Below are 22,339 nucleotides of genomic sequence, written 5' to 3'. Positions count from 1 at the left end.
ACTTGCTCACCTAAAATTGCAAGCAAAAACTGATTTTTCATCTGACTTAAGTTCAATATTTTATAATTGATGCATGCATTCTCTTAAGCTTGGTAAATGACGGCGACTCACCGACAGGCGTTCATCCAGCTCACGTAATCTAACCTGATACTGACCAGCAGCAATCAGCTCCAACCCTTCTAAATAATCAAGAGAAACTAAAGCATTACGATGAATGCGAATGAAACGATCTGAAAACTCAGATTCTAGCTCTTTTAAAGTTTCATCAATTAATACACTGCCATTTTTATGGCGTACTGTGACATATTTCTGATCTGCTAGAAAATAGTAAATATTTTCTATTGGAATAAGTTCGACCCCGCGATAAGTTTTCGCAGCAATTTGATGACGTTGAGTTTTAGTATCGTACATATCGTCTTGTTGTTGTAAACCAGTCATTTGTGCTTGTGTAAGTTGCGTCAGACTATTAAACACCTGTTGTAAATCTTGTTGTGCAATAGGCTTGAGCAAATATCCCTGTGCTTGAAACTTAAACGCTTCCAATGCGTGTTGATCATATGCTGTACAAAAAATAATAGCTGGACGAGGGCTAAGATGACTGATCTGTTCAGCACACTCCAATCCATTCATTCCAGGCATTTGAATATCTAATAGAACAACATCGGGCGAATCATTTTCAATATGGTTTAACACATCCTGCCCATGATGCGCCGTCGCAATCACTTCATGACCCATTTGGGTCACTAAACGTGACAAACGCTCTACTGCGAGAGGTTCATCATCAGCAATCAGAACTTTCATCCTCTCCTCCTTGTCACCGTTAACTTCATCCGTCGTTTTTATGGTTAACTTATTATTTTACTCGATAGTGATAACTTACCACCGTGGTATATAACGATACTCCCCCATAAACCTGAAACTTCACTGTCTGTCCATAATAGGCTTTCAGGCGCTGTTTTACATTTTCTATTGCAATACCATTCCCTTGTCTCGATTTTATTGTATCGTGAGAATAAGGGTTAGTAATGACTATACTGACTTGATTTTGCAATATTTCAACCAATACACTAATGGTTGAGGGCTGTAAAACTTTTTCTACCCCATGAAAAATACTATTCTCTAGCAAAGGTTGCAATGTTAATAATGGAATCGTGACTCGTTTTAATTCTAAAGACGTAGCCTGTATATTCCATTCTACCTTTAAACGCTCTCCTAAACGTAATTTTTCAATACTTAAGTACTGCTGACACAAGTCAATTTCTTCAGCCAAACTCACCAATTTCAACTCTTGAAAACTGGCGCGGAATAATCGTGACAAGTTAATCAACATGTTTTCTGCTTTGTCAGGATCAATTGAAATCAAACTTACGACACTGTTTAAACTATTAAATAAAAAGTGTGGATGAATACGGGCCTGCATCGCCTGAATGCGTGCATTCAGCTCACTGTATTGCTGTTTGAGCCATTGTTCACGCATATATAGGTAACGCATGCAAAACGCGCCCAGCAATATGCCGTAGCTTAAATGCAGGCCCACACCCTGAAATAAAACCTGTTCTGAAAAGTCTGTTAAAGGTGAAGCCCAGTACTGGATTATATTTACCGCACAAGTGGTAAACAAAACAACCAGTTGAAGCAAAATAAAGCCTAAAATTAATGCCATTTTCTGACTAAATTTGGCAAAAAACTCCTGAAAATAACCAACCAGTGCAGAAAAGGACAGAATCACCCAGTTAATAAAGCATATATATTGCAAAACACGGGCGGTTTCCAATGCCTGCCATGAACGTGCCTCTGCCAGTGCCAACACCATCGCCAGCACATTACTGGCAACAATTAATTCCAATAAGTGTTGCCATTGCCCAATTTTCGTAAAAAAATAGGAAGCTGATGTCTGATCCTGTACATTGTCATGACGCATTTGCAATAACTTGTTGCGTCGAGTTTCGGCAACTGCGTTTGGATTTGCTATACTCTTTTTTATTTTACTGAGCCGCCATGACCACATCTTCTCAATCCTCTTCTTCAGCAAGCCCTAATCAAACCTCTGGAATGTGGGGCGGTCGCTTCTCTGAAGCAACAGATGCATTTGTTGCAGAATTTACCGCATCTGTTCAATTTGACCAACGTTTTTATAAACAAGATATTGCAGGTTCGATTGCACATGCAACCATGCTTGCTAAAGTTGGTGTACTGACTGAGGCTGAACGTGATGATATTATCCAAGGTTTGAATACAATCAAAGCTGAAATCGAAGCGGGTAATTTCGAATGGCGTATTGATTTAGAAGATGTACACATGAACATTGAGTCTCGCTTGACTCAACGTATCGGCATCACAGGTAAAAAATTACATACAGGTCGTAGCCGTAATGACCAGGTTGCAACTGACATCCGTTTATATTTGCGTGATGAAATTGATGACATTTTAGGTTTATTACTACGCTTACAAAAAGGCCTACTGAGTTTAGCAAGTCAAAATACTCATACGATTATGCCTGGTTTTACTCATTTACAAACAGCTCAGCCAGTAACATTTGGTCATCACCTATTGGCTTGGTTTGAGATGTTGGTTCGCGATACTGAACGCCTTCAAGATTGCCGCAAGCGTGTTAATCGCATGCCACTCGGTTCCGCAGCCTTGGCAGGAACAACCTACCCAATTGATCGCGCATACACAGCCGAACTACTGGGTTTTGAAGCAGTTTCAGAAAACTCGCTCGATGCAGTTTCCGATCGTGACTTTGCCATTGAATTTAACGCTGCTGCATCATTGATCATGATGCATTTATCACGTATGTCTGAAGAACTGATTTTATGGACTTCGGCACAATTTAAATTCGTGAACATCCCAGATCGTTTCTGCACAGGCTCTTCAATTATGCCGCAGAAGAAAAATCCAGATGTACCTGAACTTGTTCGTGGTAAATCAGCTCGCGTGTTTGGTGATTTAATCAGCTTATTGACTTTAATGAAAGGTCAACCTTTGGCATATAACAAAGACAATCAAGAAGATAAAGAACCTTTGTTTGATGCAATTGATACCGTTCGTGGTTGCTTAATGGCCTTTGCAGACATGGTGCCTGCACTCGTTCCAAACATTGAAATTATGCGTGAAGCAGCACTTCGTGGTTTCTCTACAGCAACTGACCTTGCTGATTACCTTGTGAAGAAAGGTGTTGCTTTCCGTGATGCACACGAAATTGTAGGTAAAGCAGTTGCGCTTGGTGTGGCTGAAGAAAAAGATTTATCTGAATTGACACTGGAACAGCTACAACAATTCTCTGATTTGATCGAAACAGATGTATTTGATAAAGCCTTAACTTTAGAAGCTTCTGTGAATGCACGTGATCATATCGGGGGGACATCACCAAAACAAGTTGAAGCAGCCATTACTCGTGCACACAGTCGCCTAGAACAGTTATACGCTTAAGGATAAATCATGACTAGACAAGTATTTTGCCGCAAATATAAACAAGAGCTTGACGGTTTAGACTTTGCACCATTCCCTGGTGCAAAAGGTCAAGAATTCTTTGAGACGGTTTCAAAACAGGCTTGGCAAGAATGGTTAAAACACCAAACCACGCTCATTAATGAAAAACGACTCAATGTATTCGAACCCGATGCGAAGAAGTTTCTTGAAGAGCAACGAGAGAAGTTCTTCAACAATGACGAAAGTGTTGAAAAAGCAGAAGGTTGGACGGAACAAAAGTAAATCGTTTCATCTAATATCACTCAATAAAAGAGAGTTAAATATAGCTCTCTTTTTACGTGACATTTACATAAGTAATAAAGGGTTACAGAGTATACACAGTTGTCTACATGACACTTGAAGAGAATATAATTATAGTGAGTCTAAGAAAGATAAAGAGATATATTGATATCTCAGAACGCATGATATTTCTCTCCCAGACTTTTCCCCCGAAGTCTGGGATTTTTTTATCTGGATTTTTTCCAATAAAAAACCACTGATCATTCAGATTCAGTGGTCAATATTAATTCCTGAAATTATTTTTGATTTACTTTCTGTTCAATTTCTTCAATGCTGGTGTGGCGCACATCCATTCCCTTAGCCATATAAATCACCTGCTCGGAAATGTTGCGCGCGTGGTCACCAATCCTTTCCAATGAACGCAGCACCCACATCACATTGATGACACGCGAAATATGGCGCGGGTCTTCAATCATATAGGTCATCAGGGTACGCGTTGCCGACTGGTATTCACGGTCAATATCCACATCCGCCATCACCACCTTTAAGGCCTGATCCACATCCAGACGGGCAAAGGCATCCAAAGCATCATGGATCATCACGCGAACCTGGTTACCAATATGGCGTGTTTCCATATAACCACGCGGTGACTCCCCCTCTTTACACAGGTTTTGGGCAATACGCGCAATCTTTGCTGCTTCGTCACCAATACGTTCAAGGTCGGTATTGGCCTTGCTCATCGCAATGACCATACGCAGGTCAATCGCTGCGGGATGGCGGCGTGCCAGAATCAGGGTTAAGCCCTCATCAATATCCCGTTCAAGCTGATTGACAGTATTGTCCTTGAACTGAACATCAATCGCCAGGTTTGCGTCGGTATCCAGCAGGGCATGAATTGCATTGGCAACCTGTTGCTCGACCAAACCGCCCATGGTCATAAACTTGGTATGCACATCTTGTAAGTCTTCATTAAATTGTGAAGAAATATGGTGACTTAACACAGGATTACTTGGACTCACAGTATGCCTCCACTAGACACATGGAAAATGATGGGTGATTAAAACACAGCAATGATGAAACTTTTATGACAATAACACAGCTGAGTCAAAAGTCGATTGGTGCGAATTGATACAACAAAAAGCCAAAAATCTGTTAGTCTAAATACCTAGCTTGACGGAGCGCAGTTAATTAACTGCTGAGATTATCTTAATCACAAGATTTAAAGACAAGTACCGTTGAACCTGATCAGGTTAACACCTGCGTAGGAATCAAGCCCAACAAAAGCCTCGCCTTTATTTATCAAAGAGATAAATTCGCTATCGTTTTTGCTCGTGCTTGATTCGTTAATGTAATACATAAGGATCATGCCATGAACCAATTAACGAATCTTCCCTCTGCTGATATTTCCGCTCAACATGAGCAAGATGCTAAAGATTTAACCCGTATTTTACCCTCATCAAAAAAAGTCTATGTAACAGGCTCTCGCCCAGATATCCAAGTTCCATTTCGCGAAATTAGCTTGACAGAAACACCGACAGGTCTAGGTGGTGAATATAATCCACCTGTTATGGTTTATGACACCTCAGGTGTTTATACCGATCCTGATGTACAAATTGACTTAAATCAAGGTCTACCTTCTGTCCGCCAAACTTGGATTGAAGAACGTGATGACACCGATGTACTCTCAAGTTTAAGTTCTGATTTTGGTCAAGCTCGCTTAAAAGATATTCGTACTGCTGACATTCGTTTTGCTCATATTCAAAATCCTCGTCGAGCTAAAGCAGGTAAAAACGTTACCCAAATGCACTATGCCAAACAAGGCATAATTACGCCTGAAATGGAATATATTGCAATTCGTGAAAATCAACGCCAAGGTGAAGGCGTAGACATGCGTCAGCATGCAGGACAAAACTTTGGTGCTCAGAATTTAAGAGAAATCACCCCTGAGTTTGTCCGTCAAGAAGTTGCCGCAGGTCGTGCGATTATTCCTGCCAACATTAATCATCCTGAAATTGAACCAATGATTATTGGTCGCAACTTTTTAGTAAAAATTAATGCCAATATTGGCAACTCGGCACTCGGTTCATCAATTGATGAAGAGGTGGCAAAAATGACCTGGGCAACCCGCTGGGGCGCCGACACTATCATGGACTTATCGACGGGTAAGAATATTCATGAAACCAGAGAGTGGATTATCCGTAACTCTCCTGTACCAATTGGTACCGTGCCTATTTATCAAGCTTTAGAAAAAGTAGATGGTGTCGCGGAAGATCTCACTTGGGAAATCTTTAAAGACACTTTGATTGAGCAAGCTGAACAAGGTGTCGATTATTTCACCATTCACGCAGGTGTGTTATTACGCTACGTGCCTATGACCGCCAATCGTCTGACAGGCATCGTGTCGCGTGGTGGCTCAATTATGGCGCAATGGTGTCTTGCGCATCATCAAGAAAACTTCTTGTATACGCATTTCGATGAAATCTGTGAAATCATGAAAGCCTATGACGTTTCATTTAGCTTAGGTGATGGTTTACGTCCAGGCTGTGTGCAGGATGCCAATGACGAAGCGCAGTTCAGCGAACTCAAAACTTTAGGTGAACTGACACATCGCGCCTGGGAACATGATGTACAGGTGATGATTGAGGGTCCTGGTCATGTGCCAATGCATATGATCAAGGAGAATATGGACCTACAACTGGAAGTGTGTAAGGAAGCGCCATTCTATACACTGGGGCCATTAACAACTGACATTGCTCCAGGTTATGACCATATCACCTCGGCGATTGGTGCCGCGATGATTGGCTGGTATGGTACTGCCATGCTCTGTTATGTCACACCAAAAGAGCATTTAGGTCTACCCAACAAGAAAGATGTCAAGGATGGGATTATCACCTATAAGATTGCGGCGCATGCAGCGGACCTGGCAAAGGGGCATCCAGGTGCACAGGTACGTGACAACGCACTGTCCAAGGCACGTTTTGAGTTCCGTTGGGATGACCAGTTTAACCTGAGTCTGGACCCAGATACGGCACGCAGCATGCATGACGAAACCTTGCCAAAAGAGGCACATAAATCAGCGCATTTCTGCTCCATGTGCGGACCAAAATTCTGCTCCATGAAGATTACTCAGAATGTGCGAGATTATGCGCAAAATCAACACAATGCCAATCAGTCAAATGATGTGGAAAAAGATATTGAAGCAGGTCTCAGTGCCATGAAAACCGCTTATCAGGAACATGGTCAAAAATTGTACCACAAGCTGTAAATCGCCTAAAAAAAGATTTGCCCATGAATCATTCTCGGTTAGGATGAGATATGTACAATCTCATCCTGATTGAAGATGAATATTCTTGACCACGCCAGCTATTCAGCATCCGACGTTACGATAGAATCTCGAGAGTTTCTATTCCGAGGATTCATTCAAGTTGAGAAAGTGAGCTTTCGACACCGACTGTTTAATCAGCCAGATTACTCACCCGTGATTCAGCGTGAGCTGATCCATCGCCCAGAAGCCGCTGGTGTCTTGCTTTATAATGACCAACAACAACGCTTTGCACTCATTGAGCAGTTTCGGGTCGGTGCATTAAATGACTCCGAGTCAGCATGGCAACTTGAAGTCATTGCTGGTGTGCTGGATGGAGACGAAGCACCAGAAGACTGTATCCGTCGGGAAAGCCTGGAAGAATCGGGTTGTGAGGTTCAACAGCTCCAGCATTTATTTAGTTTTTACCCTTCTGCGGGGGCATGCTCGGAATTTTTTCACTTGTATGCGGCAGAAGTAGAATTACCAAAAATGGGGGGCATCTTTGGGATGCCAGATGAAGGGGAGAATATCCAGCTTCATTTATTTGACTATTCAGAACTAGGCACTTTACTTAAGAATGGACGTTTGAGAAATGCACCTGTGATTATGGCATTGCAGTGGCTGGCTCAACACTTACAACAACGATAAGAATCTGAGGGACTACAGACGGTGACTTTCCAGGTCTCAGCGTTATCGCAAAAAGATTTTGTGATGATACAGATTACTGATACCCATTTACTGGAGTATCCGCATCTGGAGTTTGTCGGGATGCATCCCGAGCAAAGCTTTCATGCAGTAATCGACTTGATGCGCCAACAGCACCCCCATATTGACCTGATTGTGCATACAGGTGATCTGGCTCAGAACCCGACACCAGTGACCTACAATCGCTATCTGCAACATATGCAGAGTCTGGGCATTCCTTTCTTCCATACCCCAGGCAATCATGATGATGTTGTCCATTTTCCTTTCCATGAAAGCGACCAGACACAGGTAACGGTTGTTGAACTTGGCAAATGGTGCATTATTTTACTGAACAGTGCACAGCCACAGCGTATTGATGGAAAAATCGCGGATGGTCAGTTGGCACAGTTGACCAGACTATTACAACAGTTAAAAGACCGCTATGTGCTTATTGCCTGCCATCACCATCCTTTTGCGATGGAATCTGCTTGGATTGATCAACATAAACTAAAGAACTCATCTGATTTACTCGAAACGATTCGACCTTTTTCAAATATCAAAGCCATCATCTGTGGTCATGTCCACCAAGACTCTATTAACGGATGGCAAGATATTCAATTTTTATCAACTCCATCAACCTGTATTCAGTTCAAACCGAAAAGTGATAAATTCGCCCTGGATGAGGAACATCCTGGTTACCGTTATATCTGCCTTAAGGCCAATGGCGAGCTGGAAACACAGGTCTATCGGCTTCCGACTTCCCAGCGTATGAACAGCTCAGAAGTTTTGGGATATGATTAGCGACTGTTGATTACAAATCACATCCACGATTTCTCACGAAATCTAGACAGGAATGACTACCATCTTGTCTAAAAACTCTATATGATGACGACCCCTGATGGGGAAAACCATCTTCGGTTTATATAAAAACACTTGCATATCACCATATTTTTTGCGTATAGATAGTACGTGTATGATGAGGAATGCCCTATATGGCGAATGACAACCAAAATCAAGTCCTGGACGAACAGACAGAAGTGATTGACGATCAAAAAGCGCCTGTAAAACGTGTGCGTAAAACCAAACCCAAGTCTGCGGAAGGTGGAACCACCGCAAGTCTGTTTGGCATCGCACCTTATCAGCCAAAGAAAAACGAAGAATATATGTCTGAAAGGCAGCTTGAGCATTTCCGCCAGATTTTGAATGCATGGAAAGCTGAGTTAATGTCTGAAGTTGATCGTACCCTGAACACCATGCAGGATGAATCAACTGCATTGCCTGATGTCAATGACCGAGCAACACAGGAAGAAGAGTTTGCGATTGAGTTACGCACCCGTGACCGTGAGCGTAAGCTGATTCGTAAAATCGAACAGTCGATTGAGGCGATCCAGAACGAAGATTATGGTTTCTGTGAAACCTGTGGCATTGAGATTGGCCTACGCCGTCTGGAAGCACGTCCAACGGCAACGCTCTGTATCGATTGCAAAACTTTGGCAGAAATCAAAGAAAAGCAAAACAACGGTTAATTTTGACAACCGTGTTAAGCCATGAAGCGAAGCACAGCTTCGCTCTTGCGCAGCGGCAAAGCGATACTTTGCTTAATCGTCGCTCATACATCGGACGTTTTGCCCCCTCTCCCACTGGCCCCTTACATTTTGGGTCCCTGCTTACCGCAGTCGCAAGCTATTGTGATGCCAAGGCCAATCATGGCAAATGGCTGGTTCGCATTGAAGACACCGACATTCCACGCATTTATCCCCATAGTGAAGCCCACATTCTCTCCTGTATTGATGCATTTCAGTTTGAACCTGATGCCGAAATCATTTTCCAGAAAGATCGTTTAGAGCTTTATGAACAGGTGCTTGAACAGCTTAAACAAATCCAGGCGGTTTATGCCTGTCAATGCACACGTAAAATGCTGGGTTCCAATCATATCTATGCAGGTACTTGTCGTGACCTCCGTCTTGATTTCAGCCAGCAAGCGATTCGCCTAAAGGTCACTGATCAGCGCATTTGTTTTGATGATCGTTTACAGGGCCAGCAATGCTCAAACTTGCAACATGATCTCGGCGATTTTGTGCTAAAACGCCGAGATGGCATTATTAGCTACCAATTGGCTGTCGTGGTCGATGATTATTTACAGGGGATTACCCATGTGGTTCGTGGTGCAGATTTACTGGATAATACCACTCGCCAAATCTGGCTCGGTTCACTGTTAAATTATCCCGTTTTAAACTATATGCATTTACCCCTCGCCATGAATGATCAGGGACAAAAACTGTCAAAGCAGAATATGGCACAGGCACTCGATACCACTAAAGCCGCCGAACTGCTACAGCAGGCGATTTTAGCACTGGGTCAGCCTGATGTTGAACTTGACCAACCCCGAATCATGCTCAAACAGGCGGTGCAACAATGGAATGTTGCTTTAATTCCAAAAGGTAGTCAGTTGGCTGGAATATACCTATAGGCAATAAAAAAGCCCTATGCATGGCAAAGGGCTTCTCTCAAACTTTCAAGCTTGATTAACTAGAAGTTTGATTCTTCTTTTACTGGATTCAACTCTTGCGTTGATGCATCAATTTTCAGAATCAGACTGATCATGGCTGCACACATCATCAATGACGTACCCCCATAACTAATGAATGGCAATGTTAAACCTTTAGTTGGCATCAAGCCCATATTCATGCCCGCATTCACCAAAATCTGTAGCAGGAAAATAATGCTGATGCCATAGGCCAAATAGCCTGCACGCAGGTAGTTGTGTTGCAATGCACGGTGGCCAATACGAATACAGCATGCCAGCATGGTAAATGACAGCGCCATCACAATGGTCACGCCAACAAAACCAAACTCCTCACCTAGAACTGCCAACATAAAGTCAGTATGTGCTTCTGGAAGATAGGACAGCTTCTGGACACTGTGTCCCAATCCCGTGCCAAACCATTCACCACGTCCAAATGCCATCAATGCATTGGAAAGCTGGTAGCCAACGCCCAATGGATCAGCCCAGGGATTGGTAAATGAAATCAGGCGCTGAAAGCGGAAAGGCTCAAACAGGATCAGTGCCGTCACGCCCGCAACAATTGCCCCCAGCATAATCAGGAACTGTGTTGCTGGCGCACCTGCCAGAAAAAATACACCCACCATCATCAAAACAATCACGACGGTGGCCCCCAAGTCAGGCTCAGCCACAATGAAGCCAACGGTTAGGGCCATGACACCACTCAGGCGCAGCAAACCTTTCCAGTGCGTTCGCACCTCTTTGGCACGGCGAACCACATAGTCAGCGGTAAAAATTGCCATCACGATCTTGGCAATCTCTGTAGGCTGCAAGGTAAAGCCACCCACCTTAATCCAGCGGTGTGCCCCATTCACTTCGGAACCCACAACCAGTACGGCGAGCAGCAAGACGATGGTAATCAACCATAACGGGAATGCATTTTTAAACCATAGATTGAGGGAGACCCGATAGGTTAAAAATGCCACCACCGCCGCAACCACAATCGAGATACCATGACGAATCAGGAAGTAGAATGGGTTTTCATGAATATATTCCGCATACGGCATCGAGGCTGACGCCACCATCACCGAACCGAAGCACAGCAGGGAAATCACAGAGAAAATCAGGATATTGCGTGCTGTCATTTCTGCTGGAAACTTGGGCAAACGATTCAGCAGCTGTGAAATCTTCTGTACAGTCTTTTGTATAGCGTTTTGGGCTAAATCAGCCATAACTCTGTCCCTAGTTTTTATTTTCATTCAAGGCATTTACACAGGCCACGAATTGATGTCCACGATCATTGTAGCTCTTAAACATATCAAAGCTGGCGCATGCTGGCGAGAGTAAAACCACATCCTTTGCATGGGTCGCCTGTTGGGCCAAATCCACCGCATGCTTTAGGCTATTGGCATGCTGGATGATGGTGGTTCCCTGAATGGCCTGTTCAATCACTGCCGCATCTTCACCAATCAGAATCACACTCTTGACATATTTCTGGATGGCATCACGTAATGGCTTAAAGTCCTGTCCCTTGCCCTGCCCCCCGAGAATCAGTGCCAGCTTGCCTTTCTTGACCTCAATCGCAGCCCCTAAACCATCAATTGCCGCCAGTGTTGCGCCAACATTCGTTCCCTTGGAATCGTTATAGTAGCGTACCCCATCAACAGTTTTGACGTATTCACAGCGATGTTCCAGCCCCTTAAAGGTTTTTAGGGTGTCAAGCATGGATTGCATTGGCAAGCCAACCGCCTCACCCAATGCCAGGCAGGCCAGTGCATTGGCAACGTTGTGCATCCCCTGAATGTACATTTCGGAAGTTTTAAGTAACCGTTCACGTCCACGCGCCAACCACATGGTACCATCTGCATCTCGCAACACGCCATACTGATTCAGGTCAGGCGCATTAAGACCAAAACTTTGCATCGGCGTGACATCTGGAACCAGTGGACGGCTTAGGTTGTCATCACGGTTATAGACTACTTTTTTCACGCCCTGAAAAATACGGTGCTTGGCCTTGTGGTATCCCAACATATTGCCATGACGATCCAAATGATCTTCACTCATGTTCAACACCACAGCCACTTCCGCATTCAGGTGGGAAGTTGTTTCAAGCTGAAAGCTGGACAGTTCCAGCACAATCAGCTCAGGTTGATCTTTCAGTAAATCCAGTGCAGGACGGCCAAGGTTGCCACCCACAGCCACTTTTTTGCCTGCATCCTGCGCCATCAAGCCAACCAATGTGGTCACGGTGCTTTTTGCATTTGAGCCTGTAATTGCAATAATTGGAACTTCTGTTGCGCGACGTAACAGCTGGATATCGCCCACAACAGCAATACCCTGCTCAATCGCCTGCTGGATTTCAGGTAGCTGTGGCGCAAGGCCTGGACTTAGGATAATTTCTTCTGCTTGTTGTAAAAGCTCTGAATCGAGTTTGCCAAAGCTGGTTTTCACTCCAGCGGGAATCTGGTCATGCCCAGGGGGAGTTTCCCGAGAATCCGTAACTGCAACCTGGTAGCCTTGTTCATGTAAAAAGTTAACCGCCGACACACCTGAAATCCCCAGGCCCGCCACGACTTTTAATCCACCACGTTGTATTAACATTTTCGTTCCATTTTTGCAGTTCACAGAATGGCAAAAATGTTAGCACTTTACTGTTTTAAATGCTTTTTCAGTTTTGGTTTTATTCAGGCTTTTTTGTGTCAGTGCGTAAAAGTAAAAAAATCGCCCATATCCTTAAATATGGGCAACCCTTATATTGCTAACGCCACTTTACCGTTTGGATCGCCTGTGACTTTTTCGTCTCTTTTTCATCAGTAGAACAGCCACAGCCCCCAGCACAACCCACCACCATTTTAGGTTTTAACCATGTGGCCAGACGTTGCCACCCTAAATGCTGGCACAGGTTGGATAAAGCCAGAAATGCTGCATTTGCTGTTTGAGGAAATACTTTCTTAAATACTACCACAGCACTCCACAGCACCAATACAGCAACAATCAAGTACTCAAACATAAGCATCTCTCCAATGATTCCCTGCCTTTGTTAAAGGGGGGCAGGTGGTATTTGCTACCCCCAAATGCGTGATGCAATCTGGTAGGTAAAAAACGACATTAAGTAGGCCAATCCAAACAAATACGCAGTCATCGCCGCCACATGCTTCCATGAACCCGTTTCACGGCGTACCGTTGCCAGTGTTGCCAGACAATGCGGCGCATAGATAAACCACACCAGCAAAGACAAACCTGTTGCCAGCGACCAGCCTGTACCATCAGCACTGATCAAGTGTGCCAAGCCTTGTGCCACCGCATCATCGTCTGCACCCGACAGTGCATAGACGGTACCCAGTGCAGCCACCACCACTTCACGGGCCGCCATCGCTGGGATCAAGGCGATACAGATTTGCCAGTTAAAGCCAATCGGGGCAAAAATAGGCTGGATCACATGCCCCAGCATCCCTGCAAAGCTGTAGTCAATTGCAGGTTGGGTTGCACCCTCTGGTGCCTGCGGAAAAGTACACAGGAACCAAAGCAAAATCGACAGCGCAAAGATAATGCCACCGACACGTTTTAAGAAAATTTTGGCGCGGTCCAGCAGTCCAATCCCGACACTTTTCAGGTCTGGAATACGGTAACTTGGCAACTCAAGCAACAACGCATGTTGTGATTTGTCCTTTTGCAGGAATTTCATCACGATGGAAACACAAAGCGCGCTAAAAATCCCTGACATATACAGGCCAAACAACACCAGACCTTGCAGGTTAAAAATGCCCCACACGGTTTGCGCTGGAATAAAGGCCGCAATCAGCAAGGCATATACAGGTAACCGTGCTGAGCAGGTCATCAGCGGCGCCACCATAATCGTGGTAAAACGATCACGTGGATCACTGATACTACGGGTTGCCATAATTCCAGGCACGGCACAGGCAAAACTTGAAAGCAATGGAATAAAGGCGCGCCCACTCAGACCAGCCTTGAACATCAACTTATCTAACAGGAACGCTGCCCGTGGCAAGTAACCTGATTCTTCCAGCACCAGAATAAAGAAGAACAAGATCAGGATTTGTGGCAGGAACACCACCACACCACCAGCCCCTGCAATAATGCCATCCACAACCAGACTTTGCAGCAATGGCTGGGAAATGTGTTGTCCCAAGGTTTCTCCAAGCCAGCCAAACAGGCTTTCAATCCCATCCATGAATGGTGCAGCCCAGGCAAAGACCGCCTGAAAGACAATAAACATCATCACAGCCAAAGTGATCAGGCCCAGCACTGGATGCAGGAAAATCTTATCCAGAAAATCGGTGCGCTTATCTTCCTGATCAACGAAATTCACCACATCCCTGAAAATCGTTTCAATTTTCTGATGGTGTCCACCTTTCAAACCACTGAGCTCTGTTTGTGGAACCGTGTATTTCTCCTGGTCCAGTGCGTGCAACAGGTTTTCAATGCCTGTGTTACGGACTGCTACAGTCTCGACCACGGGTACGCCCAAACGTTCTGACAGTTTCTGGGTATTGATCTGGATGCCACGGCGACGTGCCTCATCCATCATGTTCAACACCACCAGTATTGGGCGGCCCAGTTCAATGATTTCCAGCACCAAGCCTAAATGCAATTTTAAGTTGGTTGCATCCACCACGCATAAAAAGGCATCCTGCTGCCCCTCTTCCGCGATCTTGCCCTGACAGACATCACGGGTGATTTCCTCATCTGGACTGGTGGCCTCTAAGCTATAGGTTCCTGGCAAATCCAGGACACGAACACTCCGACCTGACGGCAACTGGAAATGCCCGACCTTACGCTCTACCGTTACCCCTGCATAGTTGGCAACCTTTTGGCGGGTTCCTGTCAGGTGGTTGAATAAAGAGGTTTTACCACAGTTTGGATTCCCCACGAGGGCAACACGTAACGCATCACTCATGCAGGTGCTCCTTCAAGTTGAATTTCAATTTTTTCAGCCTCAGTTTTGCGTAATGCGAAACGAGTAAAGCCAATCTGGATTAGAATCGGATCGCCACCAAACACACCTTTGGTAATTACCTGCACCTGAGTGCCTGGCACAAAGCCCAAACTCTCTAAACGCACTGCTACAAGATCTGGCTGTCCAGTCTCATCGACCAGGCGATTCACCTTAGTGATTATCGCCGTTTGCTTGACTTTTAATGCTGACAATCGCACCGCTTCTAACCCTTGACTCTTTTATTGCAAGTATACAGGCAAATGAGAATAATTACCAAAAACAATATCAATGGCATTTCCTTTTTTGACAGATCGACAACACAAAATTTTTCTTTTACAGTGCAGATGAATCAAGGACACTGGCTGTTATGTTAAATAAAAAACCTCGTATTCCCTCTGCGGTCAACATTCCTGAACATTTGAGTTTTTTACAGGGTTTTCGTGATTATCTGGTGGCGCAAACCGTTAGCCCCCATACCCGTAATGCCTATCTCTCCGACCTGATTCAGTGCAGCGAATTACACACATCGGTTTCATTACCGCAATGGTCGAGTGCTGACATTGCCGATGTGCTGATTGCGCTGACCAAGTCTGGTAAAAGTCCCCGTTCAATTGCACGTTGCCTATCGGCCCTGAGACAGTTCTATAAATTTTTAAGGGAACAAAAACTGAGGGATGACAACCCTGTTGCCACCCATCAATCCCCTAAAATTGGTCGAGCATTGCCAAAGGATTTATCAGAACAGGATGTTGAGTCGCTGATCAATGCGCCTGACACTAACACCGCCCTAGGCCTACGTGACCGTGCCATGCTGGAAGTGCTGTATGCCTGCGGCTTACGTGTCTCTGAGTTGCTCAATTTACGCATGGAACTGATCAATTTAAAGCAGGGCTTTTTACGCATCACAGGCAAGGGCAATAAAGAGCGTCTTGTTCCACTCGGACAATATGCCTGTGACTGGATTGAAAAATATCTGACGGAATCCCGTCCGCAGCTCTACAAGAGCAGTACCGATTATCTGTTTCTGACCCAGCACGGTGGCATCATGAGCCGCCAGAACTTTTGGTACGCGATTAAACGCTATGCGCTACAGGCCAATATTCAGGCGGAGTTATCACCGCATACCCTGCGCCATGCCTTTGCCACCCATCTTCTCAATCACGGCGCGGATTTACGTGTGGTGCAAATGCTGCTTGGGCATAGTGACCTCTCCACCACCCAGATTTATACCCATGTTGCTCAACACCGTATGCAGGAGTTGCATGGTAAATACCATCCACGGGGATAAAACCACCACTTGTCCAAGATTGGGATAAAACTTGATTTTGTTCACAATGCATCAGCAAGATTTAACGAAGTCATGGCATTTTTTTGTTATGCTAAGCCCCTGAATATATGAATATGAACAAAAAAGGTTCCTTATGTTGTTTAACCGTTCCAAGCTTGTACTTGCATGTACATTAGCATCGACATTATTGGTAAGTGCTTGCTCAAAAGAAAACTCAGCACAAAAACAAGATGCCCTGACAGCGAGTGCGCCTGCAACTGGTGAAGCATCAACCTTAAATGAACGCAATACCCAGCAGCGTCTGGTTTCAACGCTGGAAAAGCATTTTAAAACCGCCAATATCAATGCCAAAATTTTGGCGGTGAAAAAAACCGAAGTGCCCAACTTATACTGGGTGAGTCTGGAAGGGATGGGTTCAGTTTATGCCACGGCTGACGGGCAGTATATTATTCAGGGTGATGTAATTCGTTTAGGCGACAAACAGTTGCACAATGTCAGTGAGGCATTGCAGTCAACAGAGAATAAAAAACACTTGGCCGCCCTTAAAACAGAAGACCTGATTGTTTATCCAGCGCAGGGCGGTAAAGCCAAACATGTGATTTATGTGTTTACCGATTCAAGCTGCCCTTACTGCCACAAACTGCATGAACATCTGGCTGAAATTACCGCTAAAGGCATTGAAGTGCGTTACATCGCATGGCCTCGTGGTGAGCAGTTTATGCCAACCATGACCGCGATCTGGTGTAGTGAAGACCGTAAGGCCGCCTTTGATCAAGCCGTTCAGGGTTTACCTGTCCTCGCTGGAGAATGTAAAAACCCAGTACGTGACCAATATCAACTGGGTCTCAACATGGGCGTAAATGGCACCCCAGCAATTTACAATGTTGAGGGTGAATATCTGGGTGGTTATATGACCCCTGACGAGATCATCAAGCGACTTGAAAAATAAATTATTCTCTCTCCATATACACCAGAACGAATTGGGCGACAGATTAAAGTGATCTTAGCCCTAGTGTCTACGCAGTTTTTTAGCTATGATCAAGCTTCATTAAAACGATTGAATAAAATGGAGTGTGACGTGAAACCAGTTCGTCTGGCGATACTCGGTCTTGGTACTGTTGGTGGTGGAGCCCTTAAATTATTACAAGAAAATGCTGCTGAAATTAAACGCCGTACTGGTCGAGAAATTCAAATTACCCATGTGGGTACACGCCGTCCACGTCCAGACTTAAATCTTGAGGGTATTCAACAAAATGATGACCTGATGCACATCGTACGTCAACCTGATGTAGATGTCGTGGTTGAAGTCATGGGTGGCATTCATCCTGCCTATGAAGTCATCATGGAAGCCATTAAACATGGCAAGCAGGTGGTTACCGCAAACAAGGCTTTGCTTGCTGAACATGGCAATGAACTGTTTAAGGCGGCAGAAGACAATGCCGTGCAGATCGCCTATGAAGCGGCGGTTGCTGGCGGTATTCCAATTATCAAGGTAATCCGTGAAGGCCTTGCAGCAAACCATATTCAATGGCTGGCAGGGATCATCAATGGTACAGGCAACTTTATCCTGACAGAAATGCGTGAAAAAGGCCGTGCCTTTGAAGATGTGTTAAAAGAAGCTCAGGAACTGGGCTATGCCGAAGCTGACCCAACCTTTGATGTTGAAGGCATTGATGCGGCCCATAAACTCACCATTTTAGCCTCTTGTGCTTTTGGTATTCCGCTACAGTTTGACAAAGTCTACACCGAAGGCATCAGCAAGATTACCGCACAAGATGTGAAATATGCAGAAGATCTTGGTTTCCGCATCAAGCATTTGGGTATTGCACGCCGTGCAGCCAATGGAATTGAGTTACGCGTCCATCCAACATTGATCCCATCCGAAGAACTGATTGCCAATGTCAATGGTGTTAAGAATGCCGTTCTTGTGCAAGCTCATGCAGTTGGTCCTACGTTGTATTACGGTGCTGGCGCAGGTGCAGGTCCAACCGCTTCTGCGGTGGTCGCCGATGTGATTGATATTGTGCGTGATATTTCCTATACCGAAGATGGTGCAGGAACGATTCCTCAACTGGCATTTGAAGCACTCACCAATGTGCCAATCCTCAGCCGTGAGCAAATGACCACTGGATACTACATTCGCCTCAATGCCGAAGACCAGACGGGTGTATTGGCCGATGTCACCACCATTCTCAGCCGTGCGGGGATCAGTATTGATGCCATTATGCAGCAATCACGCTTAAAGGATTTAATTCCGATTGTGATTTTGACTGATCCAGTGCTTGAGTCCAAGATGGATGAAGCGCTTGCACAAATTCAGGCATTACCTACAATTCATGGCGAAATCATCAGAATTCGTTTAGAATCGCTCGATAGTTAATCAGGTTGAGGGAAAATGACTTCCCTCTCCCCGCTCTACCTCATATTGGAACACCATCATGTCGAATGCCAATCGTTATACTGGTCTTGTAGACCGTTATCGTGACCGTTTACCTGTGTCTGCAACTACACGTGCAATCTCTTTGGGTGAAGGTAATACTCCACTAATCAAACTAGAGAACATTCCACGTATTATTGGCAAAAATGTTGAAATCTATGTCAAATACGAAGGTCTGAACCCAACAGGTTCATTTAAAGACCGTGGTATGACTATGGCGGTGACCAAGGCAGTTGAGGAAGGCTCTAAAGCGATTATCTGTGCCTCTACAGGTAATACTTCAGCAGCGGCGGCAGCTTATGCGGCCCGTGCAGGCATCAAGGCATTTGTCCTCATTCCAGAAGGCAAGATTGCCATGGGTAAAATGGCACAGGCGATGATGTATGGCGCGATCACTATGCAAATCCGCGGTAACTTCGATGACGGCATGCGTCTGGTCAAAGAAGTGGCTGACCAAGCCCCTGTAACGATTGTAAACTCAATCAACCCGTACCGTTTGCAAGGTCAAAAAACCATTGCCTATGAAATCGTGGAAGCTTTAGGTCGTGCGCCTGACTATCACTGCTTGCCCGTCGGTAATGCAGGGAATATCACCGCACACTGGATGGGTTATACAGAAGCAGTTGCAAACCAGCCTGCTGACCAGTTTGAACAAGTGATCTATGATGCATCAACTGATCAATTTACTGGCCCTAAACCAGAAAGTTTACCGACCATGGTCGGTTATCAAGCTGCTGGTGCTGCGCCATTCTTACGTGGAGCGCCTGTAGAGAATCCAGAAACTGTTGCAACAGCGATTCGTATTGGTAATCCACAAAGCTGGAACCATGCCAAAGCGGTGGTACGTGACTCTAAAGGCTGGTTTGACGAGTTACAGGATGCTGAAATTCTTGAAGCGCAACGCCTACTTTCAATGTATGAAGGTGTGTTTGTGGAACCTGCTTCTGCTGCCTCTATCGGTGGCGCAATCCGTGACATCAAGGCGGGTAAAATTGCTGAGGGTTCTGTGATTGTATGTACCGTAACAGGTAATGGTCTTAAAGATCCTGATACTGCAATCAAGCAATGTGCTGATGCAGTCATGTTGTCAATCGATGCCACCATGGCTCAAGTGAAAGATTCAATTCTTTCAAATATGTAAGCTATCATTGATAGATCAAAAAACCTGCTACGGCAGGTTTTTTTAATCTTCAGGCGTTAAGATTCTTTTTTCATTTCCTTAAACAGTTCAGCCCGCTGCTCATCACTTAAGTCCAGTTCTTCTGCCAACTCTTGAATGAGTTCTTCAACAAGGGCTTCGGCATCAAAGTCTTCACCCTCTTCTTCGTCTCCCCAGTCATCTTCATCATAGCTATACTGCTTGGCCAATTCTTTTTCAATCGTTTGAATTTCTTCTAGACCAATTTCTTTAATTTCAAACAAAGGTTGCTTCAATAGCGAATTCACAGCATACAATGCTTCATCTTGCCAAGCATCAATGACAAGAGTTTGTTTTGCTTCATCATAACTTAAACCAGATTGTGCACTAATCATTGCCTGCAATAAAATCGGTTGCGCTGAAAGTTCTTCTAAGCTACCTTTTAGTTCAATTGCTGAATAATCATAATCAGCAAAAATATGCTCAACTTTAGATTTAAAAGCATCTAAACTTTCTGAATATATTAAACCCGCAAAGCATTCATCATGTTCCTCAACCCATCGTTGTTTTTTTACAGACCATAAACCATAAAATTTGACTTGATTTTCGAATTCAACCAATTGGAATTTTTGCATTCCAGCAAGCTGAATAAATTCAAAGGTATCATCGTCACTTAAACTTACTGGTAATACATCGTCAGAGATATCCCCTGCTTCGCAGATATGTTCACCACAACGTGAATATACGAAATCATCTAATTGCTGCAATAATGCTTCATCAGCATCAAAAAGGGATTCAACTTCATGTAATGCAAAATCACGCGCTCCATCTATCTCAAGTTTTTTATAAGCTAATTCAGCCTGTTGCTTATTATCAAAAACATTAGCAATACGATTGCCAGCTACGTAGAAAGTTTCATCGTTATAACCAAAGTATTTCTCACGAATCACATAGCTGCCCATGTTGTTCCCCTAATTTATTTATCACTCAATTGTTTGTTTTTTCTGATGTAAAACTTAAGCACTGTAAAGCCAGTGTTATGATTTAACATTAACTGATTTTTATTTTAAAAACCAGTATCATGCGTTGATACAAGACAAATTATGTCGCTTCATTTTGGCATAAAAAAACTCTTCTTGATGAAGAGTTTTTATTTTAAAAACTGATCTACGCAGTATTAAATACGTTTTGGCAGTGTTGCAACCCAATTCAATAGATTGGTAGCATCATTGGTACGTGCCTGTGAACTGGATGCACCAAGCAATACCACAACCGCTGGACGCGAATTTACTGTGGTGTGCATCACCACACAACGCCCTGCCTCATTGATATAACCTGTTTTTGACAGGTTAATGTTCCAGCCACCATTACGCACCAAGGCATTGGTATTGTTTGACTTCAACATACGATAGCCTAGATTGAAGTCATAGGCTGGCGTGGTAGAGAACTGACGAATCAAGCCATATTGTGAAGCTGCACTGACTAGAATGCCTAGATCACGTGCTGATGAAATATTATGAGGGTCCAGCCCCGTTGATTCAGCAAAACGGGTAGAGCTCATACCTAATTGCTTTGCCTTAGCATTCATGGCTGCAATAAAGGCAGGACGGCCACCTGGATAGGTACGAGCCAAAGCGGCTGCCGCAGGATTTTCAGACTTCATCAAGGCAAACAACAATGCTTCTGCACGGTTCATTGTGTCGCCAACACGCAGGGTTGAACTGGAGTTTTTGCCACCTGCACCCGCAAAATCAATGGATTGCAATGTAATTTCTTCAGACATATTTAAACGTGCGTCAGCAGTCACAACGGCTGTCATCAGTTTGGTAATTGACGCAATTGGCACAGACATGTTGCTGTTTTTGCTGTACAGCACTTCACCCGTTTGCGCATCCATCACCAGCGCAGCGCGGGCATTGACTGAAGGCTGGCTACTATAATTGATACTGTTGCTAAAAGTGTCGCGAATTTGTACAGTATTTTTAGGGCTACTCGACGATGTAATGGTTGCAGAACCACCACTGCGCAAAGTTGTCGTCACAGAGGTCGAGCCTTGCGGACTAATCTCTAAAGGTTCATCTTCCTCCATTAACTGGCTAGCATCATTCGCAGACCAGTTTAATGACGCAGAACCATTTGTACCCGAAGCAACTGGACTGTTATTGACCACCAGCTCGGCAAAGCTTGTTGAACTCCACGCCAACAAGATAGACATGCCCAACACATGGATGACAGATTTTTTAGAATTTTTCACGACACAATACTCAACTCAAGACGCTGCACATTTGCGCTTACTATCATTATGCCTTACATTTGA

At 44.4% G+C, this 22,339-nt stretch carries 21 protein-coding genes and 1 riboswitch; of the genes, 11 read left to right on the top strand and 10 right to left on the bottom strand.

Features of this window, described 5'->3' with window-relative positions; translation table 11 throughout:
* Positions 1-60: 60 nt before the first annotated feature.
* Together F972_RS01270 and F972_RS01265 are read right to left on the bottom strand one after the other, a co-directional pair.
* Positions 61-801 carry a LytR/AlgR family response regulator transcription factor gene (locus F972_RS01270; protein ID WP_004680751.1) on the bottom strand — a complete coding sequence of 247 codons (741 nt, stop codon included), beginning with the start codon at positions 799-801 and terminating at the stop codon, positions 61-63.
* A gap of 52 nt (positions 802-853) precedes the next feature.
* Positions 854-2,008: a sensor histidine kinase gene (locus F972_RS01265; protein ID WP_004763683.1), complete on the bottom strand. Its 1,155-nt coding sequence runs from the start codon at positions 2,006-2,008 to the stop codon at positions 854-856.
* On the opposite strand from F972_RS01265, the gene argH reads away from it, so the two are divergent.
* On the top strand, positions 1,999-3,432 hold the full coding sequence (gene argH / locus F972_RS01260; RefSeq protein ID WP_034428043.1) for an argininosuccinate lyase: 1,434 nt from the start codon (positions 1,999-2,001) through the stop codon (positions 3,430-3,432). The two genes, F972_RS01265 and argH, sit on opposite strands and share 10 nt — an antisense overlap.
* Positions 3,433-3,441: 9 nt before the next feature.
* Entirely contained in the window at positions 3,442-3,714 is a 273-nt protein-coding gene (locus F972_RS01255) for an oxidative damage protection protein (RefSeq protein ID WP_004659388.1), read from the top strand.
* 293 nt (positions 3,715-4,007) lie between these two features.
* Here the strand turns inward: F972_RS01255 and phoU are convergent, their stop codons facing one another.
* Positions 4,008-4,730: a phosphate signaling complex protein PhoU gene (phoU, locus tag F972_RS01250; protein WP_004680754.1), complete on the bottom strand. Its 723-nt coding sequence runs from the start codon at positions 4,728-4,730 to the stop codon at positions 4,008-4,010.
* Positions 4,731-4,875: 145 nt separating this feature from the next.
* Positions 4,876-4,996: riboswitch (TPP riboswitch) on the top strand.
* A gap of 84 nt (positions 4,997-5,080) precedes the next feature.
* Between phoU and thiC the strand changes: the two genes are divergently transcribed.
* The 5 genes from thiC (at position 5,081) to gluQRS (ending at position 10,169) form a co-directional block, all read left to right on the top strand.
* A complete protein-coding gene (thiC, locus tag F972_RS01245; protein WP_004680755.1) occupies positions 5,081-6,976 on the top strand; it encodes a phosphomethylpyrimidine synthase ThiC in 1,896 nt (631 codons plus the stop codon).
* A 75-nt stretch (positions 6,977-7,051) separates the two neighbouring features.
* On the top strand, positions 7,052-7,663 hold the full coding sequence (locus F972_RS01240) for an NUDIX domain-containing protein (RefSeq protein WP_004680756.1): 612 nt from the start codon (positions 7,052-7,054) through the stop codon (positions 7,661-7,663).
* 21 nt (positions 7,664-7,684) lie between these two features.
* Positions 7,685-8,500 carry a 3',5'-cyclic-AMP phosphodiesterase gene (gene cpdA, locus F972_RS01235; protein WP_004680757.1) on the top strand — a complete coding sequence of 272 codons (816 nt, stop codon included), beginning with the start codon at positions 7,685-7,687 and terminating at the stop codon, positions 8,498-8,500.
* Positions 8,501-8,691: 191 nt separating this feature from the next.
* Complete coding sequence (dksA, locus tag F972_RS01230) at positions 8,692-9,225, top strand: RNA polymerase-binding protein DksA (protein WP_004680758.1); 534 nt, start codon at positions 8,692-8,694, stop codon at positions 9,223-9,225.
* Between the two features lie 11 nt (positions 9,226-9,236).
* The gene (gene gluQRS / locus F972_RS01225) at positions 9,237-10,169 is read left to right on the top strand and encodes a tRNA glutamyl-Q(34) synthetase GluQRS (RefSeq protein ID WP_004680759.1); all 933 of its coding nucleotides are present in this window, start codon (positions 9,237-9,239) and stop codon (positions 10,167-10,169) included.
* A 59-nt stretch (positions 10,170-10,228) separates the two neighbouring features.
* On the opposite strand, the gene ftsW is transcribed toward gluQRS, so the two are convergent.
* The 5 genes from ftsW to F972_RS01200 form a co-directional block, all read right to left on the bottom strand.
* Entirely contained in the window at positions 10,229-11,434 is a 1,206-nt protein-coding gene (ftsW, locus tag F972_RS01220; RefSeq protein WP_004674301.1) for a putative lipid II flippase FtsW, read from the bottom strand.
* A gap of 10 nt (positions 11,435-11,444) precedes the next feature.
* Positions 11,445-12,803 carry a UDP-N-acetylmuramoyl-L-alanine--D-glutamate ligase gene (murD, locus tag F972_RS01215; protein WP_004680760.1) on the bottom strand — a complete coding sequence of 453 codons (1,359 nt, stop codon included), beginning with the start codon at positions 12,801-12,803 and terminating at the stop codon, positions 11,445-11,447.
* Positions 12,804-12,960: 157 nt separating this feature from the next.
* Positions 12,961-13,212 carry a DUF6587 family protein gene (locus tag F972_RS01210; protein ID WP_004680761.1) on the bottom strand — a complete coding sequence of 84 codons (252 nt, stop codon included), beginning with the start codon at positions 13,210-13,212 and terminating at the stop codon, positions 12,961-12,963.
* Between the two features lie 54 nt (positions 13,213-13,266).
* A complete protein-coding gene (gene feoB, locus F972_RS01205) occupies positions 13,267-15,120 on the bottom strand; it encodes a ferrous iron transporter B (RefSeq protein WP_004674298.1) in 1,854 nt (617 codons plus the stop codon).
* Positions 15,117-15,377, bottom strand: coding sequence for a FeoA family protein (locus F972_RS01200; RefSeq protein ID WP_004674296.1), 261 nt, complete (start codon positions 15,375-15,377; stop codon positions 15,117-15,119). Before F972_RS01200 ends, feoB begins: the two co-directional genes overlap by 4 nt.
* A gap of 149 nt (positions 15,378-15,526) precedes the next feature.
* On the opposite strand from F972_RS01200, the gene xerD reads away from it, so the two are divergent.
* The 4 genes from xerD (at position 15,527) to thrC (ending at position 20,025) form a co-directional block, all read left to right on the top strand.
* Entirely contained in the window at positions 15,527-16,447 is a 921-nt protein-coding gene (gene xerD / locus F972_RS01195) for a site-specific tyrosine recombinase XerD (protein WP_004680762.1), read from the top strand.
* Positions 16,448-16,580: 133 nt separating this feature from the next.
* The gene (locus F972_RS01190; RefSeq protein WP_004680763.1) at positions 16,581-17,396 is read left to right on the top strand and encodes a DsbC family protein; all 816 of its coding nucleotides are present in this window, start codon (positions 16,581-16,583) and stop codon (positions 17,394-17,396) included.
* A 129-nt stretch (positions 17,397-17,525) separates the two neighbouring features.
* Entirely contained in the window at positions 17,526-18,827 is a 1,302-nt protein-coding gene (locus F972_RS01185; protein ID WP_004674291.1) for a homoserine dehydrogenase, read from the top strand.
* Between the two features lie 58 nt (positions 18,828-18,885).
* Entirely contained in the window at positions 18,886-20,025 is a 1,140-nt protein-coding gene (gene thrC / locus F972_RS01180) for a threonine synthase (protein ID WP_004756358.1), read from the top strand.
* Positions 20,026-20,081: 56 nt separating this feature from the next.
* Here thrC and F972_RS01175 read toward each other — a convergent pair whose 3' ends face one another.
* Both F972_RS01175 and pbpG read right to left on the bottom strand, forming a co-directional pair.
* The gene (locus tag F972_RS01175; protein ID WP_004680765.1) at positions 20,082-20,984 is read right to left on the bottom strand and encodes a hypothetical protein; all 903 of its coding nucleotides are present in this window, start codon (positions 20,982-20,984) and stop codon (positions 20,082-20,084) included.
* A gap of 215 nt (positions 20,985-21,199) precedes the next feature.
* Complete coding sequence (pbpG, locus tag F972_RS01170; protein WP_004756360.1) at positions 21,200-22,276, bottom strand: D-alanyl-D-alanine endopeptidase PBP7/8; 1,077 nt, start codon at positions 22,274-22,276, stop codon at positions 21,200-21,202.
* Positions 22,277-22,339 lie beyond the last annotated feature (63 nt).

It is taken from the genome of Acinetobacter sp. CIP 102529, assembly GCF_000368325.1.
Classification (GTDB): domain Bacteria; phylum Pseudomonadota; class Gammaproteobacteria; order Pseudomonadales; family Moraxellaceae; genus Acinetobacter; species Acinetobacter parvus.
The sequence above is the reverse complement of the archived record's forward strand: the minus strand, read 5'-3'. Positions and strand labels throughout refer to the sequence as shown.